At 64.6% G+C, this 15,879-nt stretch carries 12 protein-coding genes and 1 tRNA gene; 4 read left to right on the top strand and 9 right to left on the bottom strand.

Annotated features, from left to right (window positions below; genetic code table 11):
* Positions 1-261 precede the first annotated feature (261 nt).
* Positions 262-1,170, top strand: coding sequence for a sulfotransferase domain-containing protein (locus tag PVW51_RS12655; protein ID WP_274575364.1), 909 nt, complete (start codon positions 262-264; stop codon positions 1,168-1,170).
* Positions 1,171-1,327: 157 nt separating this feature from the next.
* Here PVW51_RS12655 and PVW51_RS12650 read toward each other — a convergent pair whose 3' ends face one another.
* The 4 genes from PVW51_RS12650 to PVW51_RS12635 all read right to left on the bottom strand — a co-directional run bounded on the left by PVW51_RS12650 (position 1,328) and on the right by PVW51_RS12635 (position 5,666).
* The gene (locus tag PVW51_RS12650) at positions 1,328-2,440 is read right to left on the bottom strand and encodes a sensor histidine kinase (protein ID WP_274575363.1); all 1,113 of its coding nucleotides are present in this window, start codon (positions 2,438-2,440) and stop codon (positions 1,328-1,330) included.
* 67 nt (positions 2,441-2,507) lie between these two features.
* Positions 2,508-3,062 (bottom strand): CvpA family protein, encoded by a 555-nt coding sequence (locus PVW51_RS12645; protein WP_274575362.1) that lies wholly within the window; start codon positions 3,060-3,062, stop codon positions 2,508-2,510.
* Between the two features lie 26 nt (positions 3,063-3,088).
* Positions 3,089-4,456 carry a DNA repair protein RadA gene (gene radA, locus PVW51_RS12640; protein ID WP_274575361.1) on the bottom strand — a complete coding sequence of 456 codons (1,368 nt, stop codon included), beginning with the start codon at positions 4,454-4,456 and terminating at the stop codon, positions 3,089-3,091.
* A 289-nt stretch (positions 4,457-4,745) separates the two neighbouring features.
* Complete coding sequence (locus PVW51_RS12635; protein ID WP_274575359.1) at positions 4,746-5,666, bottom strand: SMP-30/gluconolactonase/LRE family protein; 921 nt, start codon at positions 5,664-5,666, stop codon at positions 4,746-4,748.
* A gap of 112 nt (positions 5,667-5,778) precedes the next feature.
* Here PVW51_RS12635 and PVW51_RS12630 point away from each other — a divergent pair, with 112 nt between their 5' ends.
* Positions 5,779-6,549, top strand: coding sequence for an SDR family oxidoreductase (locus PVW51_RS12630; RefSeq protein ID WP_274575358.1), 771 nt, complete (start codon positions 5,779-5,781; stop codon positions 6,547-6,549).
* 169 nt (positions 6,550-6,718) lie between these two features.
* Here PVW51_RS12630 and PVW51_RS12625 read toward each other — a convergent pair whose 3' ends face one another.
* The 5 genes from PVW51_RS12625 to selA form a co-directional block, all read right to left on the bottom strand.
* On the bottom strand, positions 6,719-7,240 hold the full coding sequence (locus PVW51_RS12625; protein WP_274575357.1) for a UGSC family (seleno)protein: 522 nt from the start codon (positions 7,238-7,240) through the stop codon (positions 6,719-6,721).
* A gap of 23 nt (positions 7,241-7,263) precedes the next feature.
* Positions 7,264-8,868 (bottom strand): TlpA family protein disulfide reductase, encoded by a 1,605-nt coding sequence (locus PVW51_RS12620; RefSeq protein WP_274575355.1) that lies wholly within the window; start codon positions 8,866-8,868, stop codon positions 7,264-7,266.
* Positions 8,869-8,924: 56 nt separating this feature from the next.
* Positions 8,925-9,019: transfer RNA gene (locus PVW51_RS12615), tRNA-Sec, on the bottom strand.
* 89 nt (positions 9,020-9,108) lie between these two features.
* Entirely contained in the window at positions 9,109-11,019 is a 1,911-nt protein-coding gene (gene selB, locus PVW51_RS12610; RefSeq protein ID WP_274575354.1) for a selenocysteine-specific translation elongation factor, read from the bottom strand.
* Positions 11,019-12,410 carry an L-seryl-tRNA(Sec) selenium transferase gene (gene selA, locus PVW51_RS12605; RefSeq protein WP_274575353.1) on the bottom strand — a complete coding sequence of 464 codons (1,392 nt, stop codon included), beginning with the start codon at positions 12,408-12,410 and terminating at the stop codon, positions 11,019-11,021. Before selA ends, selB begins: the two co-directional genes overlap by 1 nt.
* 256 nt (positions 12,411-12,666) lie before the next feature.
* On the opposite strand from selA, the gene PVW51_RS12600 reads away from it, so the two are divergent.
* Together PVW51_RS12600 and PVW51_RS12595 are read left to right on the top strand one after the other, a co-directional pair.
* On the top strand, positions 12,667-13,803 hold the full coding sequence (locus PVW51_RS12600; protein WP_274575350.1) for a TAXI family TRAP transporter solute-binding subunit: 1,137 nt from the start codon (positions 12,667-12,669) through the stop codon (positions 13,801-13,803).
* 82 nt (positions 13,804-13,885) lie between these two features.
* Positions 13,886-15,877: a TRAP transporter permease gene (locus tag PVW51_RS12595; protein ID WP_274575348.1), complete on the top strand. Its 1,992-nt coding sequence runs from the start codon at positions 13,886-13,888 to the stop codon at positions 15,875-15,877.
* Positions 15,878-15,879 lie beyond the last annotated feature (2 nt).

Here is a 15,879-nt window from a genome sequence, read left to right as displayed (position 1 = left end):
TTGGGCCTTGAAGTTGAACATCACGCGAAAACGACCTGATCGTCAGGTTTGTGACCCAGGTGCTTGATTTTGGCGATATGGCTGTCCTGGTGATGAACGTTAGAGGGCTTTGGCCTTCACGTCATAAGCTGACCGAAAATTGGAAACCGGATCTGCGCGCAGGTCGCAGCGAAGGACCGGAACGAGCCCTTGTTGCATGATGCTGCGCAGCGCACCGAGGTCCGCTGTACACAGTCGTGAAACGGTCTTCCGTCCGTCACGGTGAAACACTATTCTTTGAATATGATAGGAACCCCAGAGACACCCAGTCGCCGTTACGGCGGCAAGATTGCCGATCCTGACCGATGGTACGATTTCAATCCCCGCGTGGGGGATATTGTCGTATCGACGCCGCCAAAATCGGGAACCACCTGGACGCAGGGAATTCTTTCACTGCTCATATCCGGCAATCCTGCGGTGGATGCCGCAATTTCGCGAGATGCGCCGTGGATAGACATTGCCACCCCCGGACAGGACAAGATCATTGCATCGCTCAATGCTCAAACTGGCAGGCGGCAGGCAAAAACGCACACGCCCTTTGACGGCATCCCGATATGGCCTGACTTGCGTTACATCGCCGTCTATCGCCATCCCATAGATGTGCATCTGTCGTTCAGGCGTCATGTCGAAAACATGACAAAGGTCGTTCTGCAGGACATCTACCCACCTGATATTCATGAGGGATTTCGAATCTTCCTCGAAGGTAGTCACCGGGATGGTGCAAGCCTTTCGTCCATTATCGACCACTACCGCAGCGCACGGGCCTTGGCAGATCGCGAGAATATTCTGTGCCTGCATTACGCAGATATGACGTCCGATCTGGACGCGGCCTTCGTCAGGATCTCGGATCATATAGGCATCTCCCATCCGGCGCCTGTCATGGAAGCACTGGTGGACGCAGCACGTTTCTCGAATATGAAACGCAATGCCGAGCGTTTTGCAGTGTCGGCACGCGAAGGCTTCTGGCGCAATGACTCTGACTTCTTTGACAGTGGGACTTCGAGCAAGTGGGTGGGTGTGCTATCAGATGCCGACCTAGCGGCATACGATGCTCGGATGGCTGACTTGCTTAGCGTGGATGAGCGCCAGTGGCTGGAACTTGGCAGTAGGGGTTCGGACCCCTCACTTTAATTTGTCAGTTTTTCTTATATCGGACTTTGGGGCTCCCCCGGGGAACGCCCGCTTTGTCCGCATAGCGGCCCTTGCCCCACACCGCGCCCAACGCACCGTTTGGGGCAGAAATGCTAGGTTCAGGCCCCATTGAGCGAAAGATGCGCGACGTTCCACACTAGACCGGCTGCTGTTGCGGCGATGGATGCGGGGGCAGTTGCGGGGGGATCGCCTGCGCCCCCATGGCCGCGATCTGTCCCGGCAGGGTGAACCGGATTGTCGCACCGCCTGTCGTGGGGGAATTGCCAGCGGTGATCGTGCCGCCACGGACCCGGATCATGCGCCTGACCCCGAACAGCCCATACCCGCTGTCGACCCGGAAACCGCCACCGTTCATCAGTTCCAGCGCGGCCGCGCTGAACCCCTTGCCATTGTCCTCCAGCGTCACGGCGATCTTGTCGTCGGGCAATTGCTCGACCGTCAGATCCATCAGCATCTGCAATCTGCCCGCATGTTTCACCGCATTCTCGATCAGATTGCGCAGGGCGATCTGCATCACCGTCTTGTCGGTCAGCAGCATTGCGGGGGTGACATTGACGCGGTGCCGCTCTTCGGGATCCAGAATATCGCAGATCAGCCGGGTCAGTTCGGTGAGGTCGAAAAGCGTTTCGGCCTCCTGCGCCTCGATCAGATGGGTGTGCATCAGGATGTCATCGATCAGCTTCATGGTCTTGTCGGCAATGCCGTCCATCATGTTGATCATGTCCAGCTTGCCATCGCCATGGTCGACGAAACCGTCCTTGAGCACCTCGGCCAGCATGGTCACATTGCGCATCGGCGCGCGCAGATCATGGGCTGCCATCGCCACGAATTGTTCCATCTCGGATGCGGCGGTATGAAAGGACAGCCTTGCCTCCCGCGCACGGCATTCCTCCGTGATGTCAAGTGATGTGCCGTAAAGCCTGAAAACCCGGCCTTCCGCATCCGTTTCCGGCGAGAGCGTGGTGCGCACCTGGCGGACCGCCCCGGCCAGCGGCAATTGCAATTCGTAGGTCAGGGGTTTGCCGCTGCGGGCAACCTGGCAATGGCGCGACAATGCGCTGCGCCCGTATGCGGTGTCATAGACTTCTGCGGCCGTGCGCCCCAGGTAATCCGAAAGCGGCCGCCCGCTGATCGCACGGGCGCAGGCGTTGAAGGCGCAATAGACAGGCAGGCCGCCTGCAGCCACCTCCAGCACAAAGACGGGGGTGGCGATATGATCCAGATAGGTGAATTGCTCCGCATCGGACATGTGGCTGCTCCCTTACGGGGGCAACCTACAGTTACTTGGATAACAGAATGTTAAGTCCCGGCAGGGATCAGGCGCCGCAGCTGCCGACCAGTTCCTCGTAGCGCGTGGTGATCCAGCCCAGCGCATCCTCGGGGTTCTGTTGTTCGATCTGCCCTGTGAACCGCGCGAAAACGGTGGCCGACCGGCTTTCATCGACCATGGTGAACTGCTGGTCCGGGATGACCGTCTGATAGACGAAAAAGGCAATTGCCACCAGGATGATGCCCCGCGCGACCCCAAAGACAAAGCCAAGACCCTGGTCCAGGCCGCCCAGGACCGAGCGCTGCACCAGCGAGGAAAACAGCGGCGTGAACAGCGAAACCACGATCAGCGCCACGGCAAAGACGATGGCAAAGGCCCCGATGATGGACAATTCGCAGCTGTCGGCCAGGAATTCGCCCACCACAGGCAGTTCGCGCACCAGCGGTTCGACCTGCGGGGCAAAGAGATAGGCCAGCACGGCGGCGGCAATCCAGCCGACGATCGCCATCAGCTCGCGCACCAGCCCGCGGCCATAGGCCAGAAGCGCGGAAAGCACGATGACCAGCGCGACCACGCCATCAATAATGGTAAACCCGTCCATCTGCTGCCTGCCTTCGTTCCAGGGCGCTAGCCAGCGCCGAAAATTTCACCGACAAAACCGGTCAGATCGCTCAGTTGATTGATCGTGATGCCCGTTGTCCCCACCGCCTTGCCCCCTGCGGGCGCGATTGCGGAGGTAAAACCAAGTTTTTGCGCTTCTTTCAACCTGTTTTCAGTCTGGCTGGCGGGCCGCAGCGCACCAGAGAGGCTTATTTCGCCGAAAACCACGGTTTCTGCAGGCAGGGCGACGTCTTCGCGCGCACTCAGCAGGGCGGCGGCAACCGCGAGATCGGCGGCAGGCTCGGTCACTTTCATGCCGCCCGCGACGTTCAAATAGACGTCAAGCCCGGCAAAGGGGATGCCGCAGCGCGCCTCAAGCACGGCGAGAATCATCGCCAGCCGCCCCGAATCCCAGCCCACCACCGTGCGGCGGGCCTGGCTGTGGGGCGAGGGGGCGACCAGTGCCTGGAACTCGACCAGCACGGGCCGCGTGCCTTCGATGCCCGCAAAGACGACCGATCCGGCAGAAGGTTCGCCGCGTTCGGACAGGAACAGGGCAGAGGGGTTGGTGACCTCGGCCAGCCCCTGGCCGGTCATTTCGAACACACCGATCTCATCCGCCGGCCCAAAGCGGTTCTTTACGCTACGCAGGATGCGGAACTGATGGCCGCGCTCGCCCTCGAAATAAAGCACTGTGTCGACCATATGTTCGACCACGCGTGGCCCTGCGATCTGGCCATCCTTGGTGACATGGCCCACCAGAATGACGGAGGTGCCGGTCCGCTTGGCAAAAGCCGTCAGCTCATGCGAGGCGGCGCGCACCTGGCTGACCGACCCGGGGGCGCTTTCGACGTTGTCGGCCCACATGGTCTGAATGGAATCAATGATCGCCAGCTGCGGGCGTTCCTGATCCAGCGTGGTCAGGATGTCGCGCAGGTTGGTCTCTGCCGCCAGCTTCACCGGGGCATCCGACAGGCCCAGCCGCTGGGCGCGCATGCGGACCTGAGCGCTGGCCTCTTCACCGCTGACGTAGATGGTTTTCAGCCCGTTGCGCGCGAATTGCGCCGCCGCCTGCAACAGCAGCGTCGATTTGCCGATGCCCGGATCGCCGCCCACCAGAATGGCCGAAGCCGCCACCAGGCCGCCCCCCAGCACCCGGTCAAGCTCGGTGATCATGCTCTCACTGCGCGGCGGCGGGGCCTCTTCGGTGCTCAGATCGGTCAGCGTCATCGCGGACCCGCGCCGCGCACCCAGCGATTTGCTGGGCGGGCCTGCGGAAATGCCGCGGTCCTCCTGAATGGTATTCCAGTCGCCGCAGCCATCGCAGCGCCCCGACCATTTGTTGTAGGTCGCGCCGCAGGCCGTGCAGGAGAAGGTCTTGCTTGGTTTTGCCATGCAGCCTTGTGCCCGTGGCCGGAAGAGAGGTCAAAGGAAAACGGGCTGCTCTGCGGTCCGGCCGGACATTGTCGAAACGCCCGTGGATGATATGCGCCTGCCCGGGTCTCGGCGCAGCCTTTGGCGTCTGGGCAGCGATTTTTTTGAAAAAATCGGTCCGGAGTTTTTGAAAACTCCGGCGGGTGACCACAGCCGGACGCGTGGGAGTGTTCGTTTTCTTTGAAGAAAACGGTCCGGAGTTTTTGAAAACTCCGGTTGCGTGTCGCCACGTGACCAAAGGCACCCGACCCTAGGCGTTGAAGTTCAGCCGCAGGCCCGGTTCGGGCCAGCGCGCGTGGTAAAGGCAGCCGGTGCCTGACGCCGTGATCCATGCATCGCACATGTCGGGCCCGCCAAAGCAGATATTGGTGACATAGGGATCACCCGGTCCGGCAACATAGCGCACCGGCCCGCCGTCCACCGGCACGATGCTGATGCCCCCGCGCATCAGGGTGGCGACACATATCGCCCCGTTTGCCTGCACCGCAAGACTGTCCAGCAACTGGTAATCGGGCAGGGTGGTGAGCAACCTGCCCGGCATGGTGTAGGGATGCGGCGCGATCTTGCCGGGTGCCAGCAGATCATAGCTCCAGACCCGTCCGGTGCGGGTTTCGGCCACATGCACGGTCTTGTCATCCGGCGAGAGCCCAATGCCGTTGGGCGTGATCATCGGTGCGTGGACCCGCTTGATCCGGCTGCCATCCGGCAGGGCGTAGTAAAAGGCCCCGTGATGCACATATTCCGGTGTGGTTTTGCCCAGATCGGTGAAATAGAAACCGCCCTCCCTGTCAAAGACGATGTCATTGGGGCCGCGCAGGGGCTGGCCGTCACAGGCGTCATACAGTGTCTCGAACGTGCCGGTCGCCGGGTCGACCCGCTGGATCGAGCCGCTGACATAGGCATCCGGCGTGCCGATGGGGCGGGTGATCTCATCACCCTCGGTCCAGATGAAACCGCCATTGTTGCAGACATAGATCATCCCGTCCGGCCCCACCGCCGCACCATTGGGGCCACCACCCAGTTCGGCAATGACCACCTTGCGCCCATCCGGCAGAACACGGGTCAGGCGCTGGCCGCGTATCTCCACCAGGATAATTGATCCGTCATCCATGGCGATCGGCCCTTCGGGAAAGTCGAGCCCCTCGCAAACCCTGGTCAGCTTCACATCCATCTCATCCTCCCGTTGGCTCGGTCCAGAACAGCATGCGGGTCCTGCCAGCGCAATGGACATGGGCGGACTTCTGTGGCTGTCTTGGCCCGAACATCGCATGCGGGAGGAAACCATGGGGACACTGACAGGAAAGACCGCCTGGGTCACAGGTGCCGGTGGCGGCATCGGGGAGGCGGCGGCCAGGGCTTTGGCGGCCAGCGGTGCCCATGTCGTGCTCTCCGGGCGGCGGCAGGCAGAGCTTGACCGCGTCGCGGCGGCGATCACCCAGGCGGGCGGCGCGGCGGAGGCGCAGAGCCTGGACGTGGTTGACGCCGATGCAACGCAAAAGATCTGCGATGATGTGATGGCCCGGCGCGGGCGGATCGACATCTTCATGGCCAATGCAGGCATCAACGTGCCCAACCGCGCGGTGAACGCCATCACCGCTGCCGATTTCGCCAGGGTGGTGGACATCAACCTGAATGGCGTGATGAACGGTGTCCTCGCCGTCCTGCCGCAGATGCGTGCCCGGGGGGCGGGCACGCTGATCCTGACCTCCTCCTGGGCGGGTCGGCACCCGTCGCGCCTGACGGGGCCTGCCTATACCGCGTCAAAACACGCGGTTGTGGCGCTGAGCCATTCGATCAACCAGGACGAGGGCGTGAACGGCATCCGCTGCACCGCCCTGATGCCCGGAGAGGTGGCGACACCGATCATGCAGCAACGTCCCAAACCGCCGTCAGAGAAGGACATGGCGCGGATGCTTCAGGCCGGGGACATTGGCGCGATGGTCCGCTACATCGCCGAAGCCCCGCCCCATGTCTGCATCAACGAGGTGCTGATCAGCCCCACATGGAACCGCAGCTTTACCGGTGTTGCGGAAATGGGCGGGATGAAGCTGTAACGGCGCGCTGCCGCGGAACCGAACTCGCAGGTTCCCGCCCGGCCCGCGCCTCATGTCGCGCAGCGCCCTTTCGGGCCGGTGCCGCACCGCGCTCAAAGGCCCTGTCTTCTATGTCGCCTCAATGAACCGTCGCACAGCCCTTCCGAAAGGAAAGGCTGCGCGACGCGTTTCAGCCAGCGGTGAGCGCGGCGATGATCTGATCCGCCGCCGCTGCCGCCTTGGCGCGCATTTCATCGTCATTCGCATCCTGGATCGGATGCGGCACCAGCACGTAACGCGCGTCATTCATGCCCAACGCGCGGCGCTGCGATTCTGCGGCCTGTCCGAATTCGCTCGATGCGACGGCGACTGCCGGGATTCCCTGGATTTCAAACCAGACGTTGTCGTGCATACTGCACGTCGTACAGGAACCTCAGTCGGCCAGAGCCTCGATCAGAAAGTCGCATTCGTCGCGGATCTCATGGCGCAGCGCATCGGGGCAGGGTTTGGCAAAGGTGGGCTTGGTATAGCGCCGCGTGGTGATGCCCGGGGCCTTTTCCGCCAGCAGACCTTCGAGCGCATCCAGAAACACGTTGCCGCGCGGCTTGCTGATGTCCAGCAGGCCGATCACCCCCGACAGGCTGCCCGGACGTTCCGCCACCTGCCGCTCTACCGGGGTGCGTTCGTCCGTGGGGTCGAGAATTGTCGTCATAGGCGTTCTCCTCTGTCCGTAGCCTAACCCAGATCAATCTTTCTGGAAACCGAGATGGAGCCGACCTCCCCCGTGGCCCAGCCGTGGAACGCGGAAGAGAATTTGCCCGCATCCGATCCGGCCACCACGATATGGATGTACTCTTTACCGGCAAATTTCGGGGCCGGGCTGTCAAGCATCTCCGGCGTCATCCCGGCGGCCGCAGCGGGCAGGATACCGGCACCGGAGCGGTCATCGGCCAGCATCTCCCGCAGGGGCCGCGACGTGACCTGTTGTATCCGGTCGCGCAGGCGGCCCTTATCCCATGCGCCGTCCCGCATCAGCGTGTCGATATGTTCCGGGCAGATCACCAGCAGCGCATCGATGGGCAGATTGTGCATCTTGGGCAGGAATACCCCCTCCAGCCCCATGCCCAGCGACCCCGCGATCTGCTCCGGGCTGCGCGAGGTCTGGTCCACGATATGAACCGGCCCGCCGGTCATGGCAAAGACGGTCACCACCGAATCCTCCCGGTCGAACCCGCGTTCCACATGCAGCGGCTCCCAGGGCGCGCGTTCTTCCCATTCCGCGAAACACATGGTGAATTTCATCGGATTGCCCAGGGTGGAGCGTTCGACGCCGCCGGTCGAGGCACCCCCGACATTGCGCACCACCAGCCGCAGCGCGCGTCCGATGGTGGCATTGGCGCGGTTGCCCGCCCCCAGCGCGCCCAGCTTCATGTTCATGCCGATCCTGTCCCGGATCGGGCCGTTGACGACCATCACCGGGGCCGCACCCATCGTGGTCGCGGTGACACCGTGGATGTTGAAGGCATCGGTGCAGACCGCCTCGACCCCCGCGATGACCACGGGCAGATACTCCGGTTTGCACCCGGCCATCACCGCGTTGATCGCGATCTTCTCCACCGTGGCCTCGCCCATGTTGGGCGGCACGATGGCCACCACCTCCTGCGCGTCGCGGTGGGTGCCTGCCAGCATCCGCATCACCCTTTCGGGCGTGGGCGGCACCAGCGGCAACCCGTCAGAGAACCCCTGGTCGAACATGAACTCCGCCACATCATCGCCGCTGGCAATCTCGATGCGCCGCGCACGGATGGGGCTGCCCTCCGCCTCGGCGCGCAGCTTGTCGAACATCTCGGGGTCCAGGTGTTTGGACCCGCATCCGGGCCGCCAGGCGGGCAGGCCCTGCCAGTCGACCTCAGCGACCGGCGTGCCGGTCCGTGCCGCCAGTTCGGCGCCCAGCGCCTCCCAGTCGCTGCGCACGAACCCTTCGAAACGGGTCGTGCTGCTGCCCCCGGCATCGCAAAGGAATACCGAAGGGACGCTTTCGATGTCCCAGTCAAAGGCCGTCTTGCAGGCGCGGTCATCCAGGACCGGCATGCTCAGCCCATGGCGCCGGGCGAAAACCGTGCTGTCATCGCCCGACTGGGACACCAGCAGGACATCCAGGGCCGACCCATGGGCGCGGTAAAAGGCCTCCAGCACCGGGCCTGCCGTATTGCAGGTTTCGCAGTCTTCCTTGACGAAACAGACAAGGGCGCGGCGCCCGGTCGGAAAGCTGTGGCTATCCCCCGCCAGGTCCGCCAGCGAAAAGCCGGGTGGTGAAAACTCTGCTGTCTCGTTCGGCATCCCGGCCCCTCCCTCTGGTCGGGGCTCAATGTGGCCTATCCTGCGGCGATGTCCAGTGGCGGAGGTGGATGGGAATCGAACCCACCACACGCCGTTGCGACGCGTCCATGGTTTTGAAGACCAGGGAAGCCACCAGACTCCTGTCACCTCCGTATGGCCCTGACCCTGAGCGCCAGTTTCATTGTTCCCCAAATATACCACGGGGGTCCGGGGGTGTGAAACCCCCGGTGCGCCATCCCCTCAACCCGCGCCAGGGCCGAGGTCGCGCAACCGGGCAAGATCTTCCGCCATCCGGCGCCGGTCATCCGCGCGGATGGTGACGCCGAGGGTATCGAAATGCTCCAGCAGGGGCACGATGATACGCCGGGTTGTCGCAAGTGCCGCGCGGGCTTCGCCGGTGGTGAAGGGGGCAGGCGGCGGGAAGGCCGTGCGCAGGGCCATTGCCGCCGCGCGCAGGGTCTCGCCGTGCAACACCACGGTCTGTTTCAGTGCCACATTGGGCAGGGCGGCCAGCTCATCGCGCGCAACCAGCAAATCCAGCAGATCCTGATCCTCCGATCCGCTCAGAACCTGCGACAAGGCGGGCGGCGTCAGCCCACCACTGCGGAAGGCCTGCCCGATCCCGGCCAGCCGGTCCAGCTGCGCAGGCGTCAGCGCTGCCATCGGATCGTGCTGCGCCAGGGCCAGGCCGCGATCCGACTGGCGGCAGGTGCCATCACCGATCAGCCCCTGCCGGACATGGCGCAACAGGTCAGGCGCGCGGGTGCGGGGGTTGAGCGCTGACAGCGGCACAGCCGGTCTTGCCGGATGGCGGGCGTGATGCGCGGCAATGGCGTCCAGCATCGCCCTGCGGCAATCGGCGATGGCATCGGCTGAGGTGATCCTGCCCTGGGCAAACTCAACCACCCCGGGGCCAAGCGCCGCGCGCAGGTTCGCGGCATCTTTCCGCGCGAGCCTTGCCACCTCCTGCAGGTCTGCGGCACCGCCATGGGCGGCAATCAGGGCAAGGGCGAGCTCCGTCACATCACCCGCCAGGGCGGCGCGGAGCACCTGCTGACGCGCCCCGTCTCCGGCCCGCGCCGGGGCCGCCTGCGGGTCCAGCACAACCGCGCCCCCCAGGGTCAGGGGCGGGGACAGGCGGCGCAGGATGGCATGTTGCCCGGCACGGGCCATGACCGGATGCCGGAACCGCAACTGGGCAAAGCCCTGCGCGCCCGCCGCCAGCCGGCCCGCACCAAAAAGCCGGATCTGCGCCACGGCGTGGGCGGTGCCGACATGCACCCGCACCTCCTGCATATGTTTCAGCCCTGCCGCTTCCAGCAGTGTCAGCTGCACATCCATGCAGGTCGATGCAGGACCCGCCGCCGCATCGCAGAGGACCGCACCGCGCGGCACATCCTCAACCGCAACCCCGCGCAGGTTTGCCGCCGTGCGCCCGCCCGCCGTGATTTCCTCCTGCGCCTGGTCCCGGCTGTGCAGCCCCCGGATGGTCACCGGCAGGGCACCCGGTTGCAGCAGCAAGGCCGCCCCGGGTGTCAATGCGCCGCCCAGCAGCGTTCCCGTGACGACGGTGCCGCGGCCGGGCAGGGAAAAGGCGCGGTCAACCGGCAGATAGGGATGGGCCGGCAGGGGCCCGGTGGGCACCCGCCGCGCCAGGGCTTCGATCGCCCCCTGCAGCGCCTCCACCCCGACGCCGGTCACCGAGGAACAGGGGAGCATCGGCGCCTCGGCAAAGGCGGTCCCGGCAAGCCCGTTGCGGATGGCGTCCAGTCTCGCGTCCAATGTGCCGGGGGGCAGCAGATCGCATTTGGTCACCGCGATGACCGCATCGGCAAGGCCAAGCAGGCCCGCAATCTCAAGGTGTTCGCGGGTCTGGGCCGCGATGCCGTCGACGGCGGAAATCACCACCAGGGCGGCCCGCGCGCCCGCTGCCGCCGAAATCATCGCCTGCACGAAATCGCTGTGGCCCGGCGCATCGACAAAATCGACCGTGCCGCTGGCATAGGTGCGATGGGCATAGCCCGCCACGATGGACAGGCCGCGGGCTTTCTCCTCGGCCAGCCGGTCGGTGTCGATCCCGGTCAGCCGCTGCACCAGAGCGGTCTTGCCATGGTCCACATGGCCGATCACCACAAGGCAGAAACCCGCCATCAGCGCAGGATCGCGGCAAAGGCATCCGCGATCAGGGACAGTTCATCGTCCTCAACGCTGCGCAGGTCCAGCAAAAGCCGGTCCTGCGCGATCCGTCCGATCACCGGCGGCCTGCCCCGGCGCAGCGCAGCACTCAGCGCCTCTGCGGTGAAACCCTCCAGACGCAGGGACAGGGCCACGCTGGGCAGGTCCTGCTCGGGCAGCGTGCCGCCGCCGACGCGGGCCGAGGTGGCCTCTGTCCCGGTATCGGTGATGCCGACGGCGGCCAGCCTTTCCGCCAGGGCGGCGGCACGGGCGGCGACCGTCTCCTGCGGCGCCGACAGCATCCGCAGCACCGGCACCTCCCGCAATGGATCATGGGGCGCGCGGTAAAGGCGCAGGGTCGCCTCAAGTGCCGCAAGCGACAGTTTGTCGATGCGCAGCGCGCGCATCAGCGGATGCGCCTTCAGCTCTGCCACGATGTCCTGCCGCCCGGCAATGATACCGGCCTGCGGCCCCCCCAGCAGCTTGTCGCCCGAGAACATGACCAGATCGACACCGGCCTTCAGCACATCGGCCACCACCGGCTCGTCGCTCAGCCCGAAGGGGGTGAGGTCAACCAGCACGCCGCTGCCAAGGTCTTCCATCAGGATCACCCGGCGCTCCCTGGCCAGTCGGGCAAGCGCCTGCCTTTCGGGTGCTGCGGTAAAGCCCACGATCCTGAAATTGCTGGTATGGCTCTTGAGCAGCACGGCGGTGTTGTCGTCGATGGCATTGGCGTAATCCGCCACCCGCGTCTTGTTGGTCGTGCCGACCTCGCGCAGCTGCGCACCGCTTTGCGCGATCACGTCGGGCAGTCGGAAGGACCCCCCGATCTCGATCAGCTCCCCGCGCGAGGCCACCACATTGCGCCCGCCTGCGCTGGCCATCAGGCTCAGCAGGACGGCGGCGGCGCAATTGTTGACCACCACGGCAGCCTCTGCGCCGGTCAGCTCCCGGATCAGCCGCTCCACATGGGCATGGCGCGAGCCGCGCTTGCCGGTTTCGAGGTCGAGTTCAAGGTTGCTCGCATCCGCCCCGGCCGCCGCCAGCGCCGCAATGGCCTGTGGCGCCAGCCGGGCGCGGCCCAGGTTGGTGTGGATGATGATCCCGGTCGCATTGATCACCGGGCGCAGCGATGGCGCGCGCGCTGCTGTGATCCGCTGCGCCACCGAGGCGGCAAAATCGGCCCCGGCAAAATCGGGCAGGGCGGCGGGCGGATCCGTGCTCAGCAGGGCAGCCCGCAGATCGGCAATGACGCTACGTAACGCGGCGCGCGTTTCGGCACGGCTGAAGCCCTGCGACAGCGCAGCAATGTTCGGCTGCGACAGCAGTGCCTCGATCTGGGGCAGGTCTTTCAGGCTTGCGGTCATATCGGGCCCTTCAAAACTGTTGACATGCCCTGCATAGGCCAGGGGCGGCGGCGGGTCGAGGTGCGACAGAAACAGGCGTCCGCCGGGCCCTGTGATGTGCTCCGGACGCTGCGATGTGGTGTTGACTCCCGAAAGCCATGCTTCATATCTTGTTCCGTAAGGCGGAATTGAATTTCGCACGAGGGAGAGACAAGACCAAATCAAGTTCAGAACGCTTTCAGCTGTGGGGGCGTTACGACATTCCGGGGAGGAATCTATGTACTACATCAAGACGACGATTGCGGCGCTGGGCCTGACGGCCACCATGGCGACCGCGCAGGATTTTGATCTGCCCAAGCAAATGAGCTGGACGGCCTATGACACCGGTTCGGCCGGCTACAACCAGGCCGTTGCCATCGGGGCAGCGCTTCAGGATGCGGCGGGGGTGAACCTGCGCGTGTTGCCGGGCAAGAACGACGTGTCGCGGACAGAGCCGCTGCGGCAGGGCCGGGTGGAATTCTCTGCCACCGGCGTTGGCGGCAGCTTCATGGCGCAGGAGGGCGTGTTTGACTTCGGTGCGGAGAACTGGGGCCCGCAGCCCATTCGCGTGCTGATGGCCAACAACGGCGGCGCGATCAACCTCGCTGTCGGCGTGGCAAACGACCTTGGCATCAAGGAATTTTCCGACCTCAAGGGCAAGCGCGTGGCCTATATCGTCGGCGCGCCCGCGCTGAACGTGAACACCGAAGCCTATCTCGCCTATGGCGGTCTGACATGGGATGACGTGGAGCGGGTCGATTTCGGCGGTTTCGGCGCCAGCTGGACCGGGCTGATCGAAAACCAGGTCGATGCGGCCTTCGCCTCCACCAACTCCGGCAAGGCCTATGAGGCCGAAGCGGGGCCGCGCGGGCTGTTCTGGCCGCCGATTGACCCCGACAATGCCGAAGGTCTGGCCCGGATGACGGCCATCGCGCCCTTCTTTACGCCGAACAAGGCCATGGTCGGGGCCACCATCGACGGCACCGACGGCTATCAGGGGGCGGGCTATGCCTATCCGGTTCTGACGGCGATCGAAGCCACCGATGCGGATCTCGTCTATAACATGACCAAGGCGATGGTCGAACTCTTCCCGCAGTATGACGGCAAGGCACCGGGCATCGGCGGCTGGGCCATGGACAAGCAGGACATGGAGTGGGTGGTTCCCTACCACGAGGGTGCAATCCGCTATTACACCGAAGCGGGTGTCTGGACCGATGCGGCACAGGCGCATAACGACAAGCTGATTGCCCGTCAGGCTGTCCTGGCAAAAGCCTGGGAAGAAACCAAGGCCGCCAACCCCTCTGACTGGGAAGCAGCCTGGGCCGAAGCCCGCCGCAAGGCGCTGGCAGATGGCGGTTTCGAAGTCGTCTTCTGATCCTCGCGACATGTAACCGAACCGGCCGGCGTTTTCGCCGGCCGGTTTGCCCTGCGCACTCCCCCAATTCGTGAGCCAGCCGATGACCGAGCAGAACAAGAACACCGCCACAAAAGCGGTCGAAGAAGTCGCAATCGACGGGGAGACCCCGGCAGAGCGCATCACCGGGCCCGCCCGCTGGGTCGTCATCACCGGCACGCTTTTGTCGCTGGTGCTGGTGGTCAACCAGCTGTTCAACACGCAGCTTTTCGGGCTGGTGCTGATCGAGGGGCGCTATCTGTATCTTTTGGGCGGGATCTTCCTGGCCCTGACATTCCTGATTTTCCAGATGCGCGGTGGCAAGGGCGGCAGGCCCTCGCTGCTGGACTGGGCGTTCTTCGCGGCCTCGCTTGCCTGTACCTGGTATCTGACCCAGACCGCACAGGCGAACCTGTCGCAGGGCTGGGAATATGCCGCACCCGAGACGGCGCAATATGTCTCGGTCGTCTTCTTCTTTCTGATCCTTGAGGCGACGCGCCGCGCGGGCGGGTTGATCCTGTTCCTGATCGTGACGCTCTTTGCCTTTTACCCCACCTTTGCCGGGCATGTGCCGGACCCGTTCTCGGGCTTCCAGAGCACCTTCATGCAGACCGTGCCCTATCACATCTATTCCGCCGAAAGCTCTTTCGGCATTCCGATGAAGGCCTTCGGCGGCGTGGTCATCGGCTTCATCCTGTTCGGGGCGGTGCTGCAACGCACCGGCGGCGGGCAGTTCTTCAACGATCTGGCGCTTGGGCTGGTCGGCGGTTACCGGGGCGGTGCCGCCAAGGTCTCGATCTTTGCCAGCGGCTTCATGGGGTCCATGTCGGGCTCTGTCATCTCGAACGTGCTGACCACGGGTGCCGTGTCGATCCCGGCGATGCGCAAGACCGGCTTTTCCGCCAAGACCGCCGCCGCGACAGAGGCCTGCGCCTCCACCGGCGGGGTGCTGATGCCGCCGATCATGGGGGCCACGGCCTTTGTCATGGCGTCCTTCCTGTCGCGCCCCTATGTGGAGATCGCGCTGGCCGCCGCCATTCCCAGCATCCTGTATTACTGGAGCCTTTTTGCCCAGATCGACGCCTATTCGGCCCGGCGCGGTCTGCGTGGCCTGCCCAAGCCGGATCTGCCGCGGCTCAAGGAAGTGATGATCGAGGGCTGGCCCTATATCTTTGTCTTCGCGCTGCTGCTCTACATGATGATCGGGCTGCGCAAGGAATCCTCCGCGCCCTTTTATGCCACTGTCCTGTTGCTGATCGTGAACCAGTTCCGCGCCCGCTTCCGCCTGAACGGGCAGCGGCTGGGCAATATGATCGTGGGCGTCGGCATGGGGCTGGCAGAGCTGACCGCCATCCTGCTGGGTGTCGGCCTGATTGTCGGCTCTTTCTCCGCCACCGGGCTGGCGGGCACGCTGGTGAACGAACTGGTCTTCCTGGCCGGGGACAACACGCTTGTCCTGTTGCTGATGGGGGCGCTGACCGCCTTTATCTTCGGCATGGGGATGACGGTGACCGCCTGCTACATCTTTCTGGCCGTGGTGCTGGCCCCCGCGCTTGAGGCGGGTGGGCTGAACCAGCTCGCGGTGCACCTGTTCATCCTCTACTGGGGCATGGTCAGCTATATCACGCCGCCCGTGGCGCTGGGCGCCTTCGCGGCCTCCACCATGGCCGGGTCCAACCCCATCGCCACCGGGTTCGAGGCGATGCGCCTCGGTGGGGTGATCTATATCGCGCCCTTCTTCTTTGTGCTGAACCCTGCGCTGATCGGCCAGGCCCCGGCATGGGAGGTCACGGTGGCGCTGAGCTGTGCGCTGATCGGCGTCGCGATGATCGCCTCGGCACTCCAGGGCTACATCAGCCTGATCGGTCCGTTGCGCGGGCGGTTCGAGCTGCCGCTGCGGGTCCTGCTGTTCTTTGGCGGTGTCCTGATTGCCGCACCGCACACCGAACTGCTGGACTGGGGCTACAGCCTGTCGTTCATCGTCGGTGCCGCCCTTTGTGCCCTGCCGATCCTGCTGGCATGGCGCGCAAGACAGACCGAACCAACAACAGCCTGAGC

Source organism: Sulfitobacter sp. PR48 (genome assembly GCF_028807335.1).
Taxonomy (GTDB): Bacteria; Pseudomonadota; Alphaproteobacteria; order Rhodobacterales; family Rhodobacteraceae; genus Sulfitobacter.
Note: the sequence above shows the minus strand (reverse complement) of the source record. Positions and strands in the feature narration are given on the sequence as shown.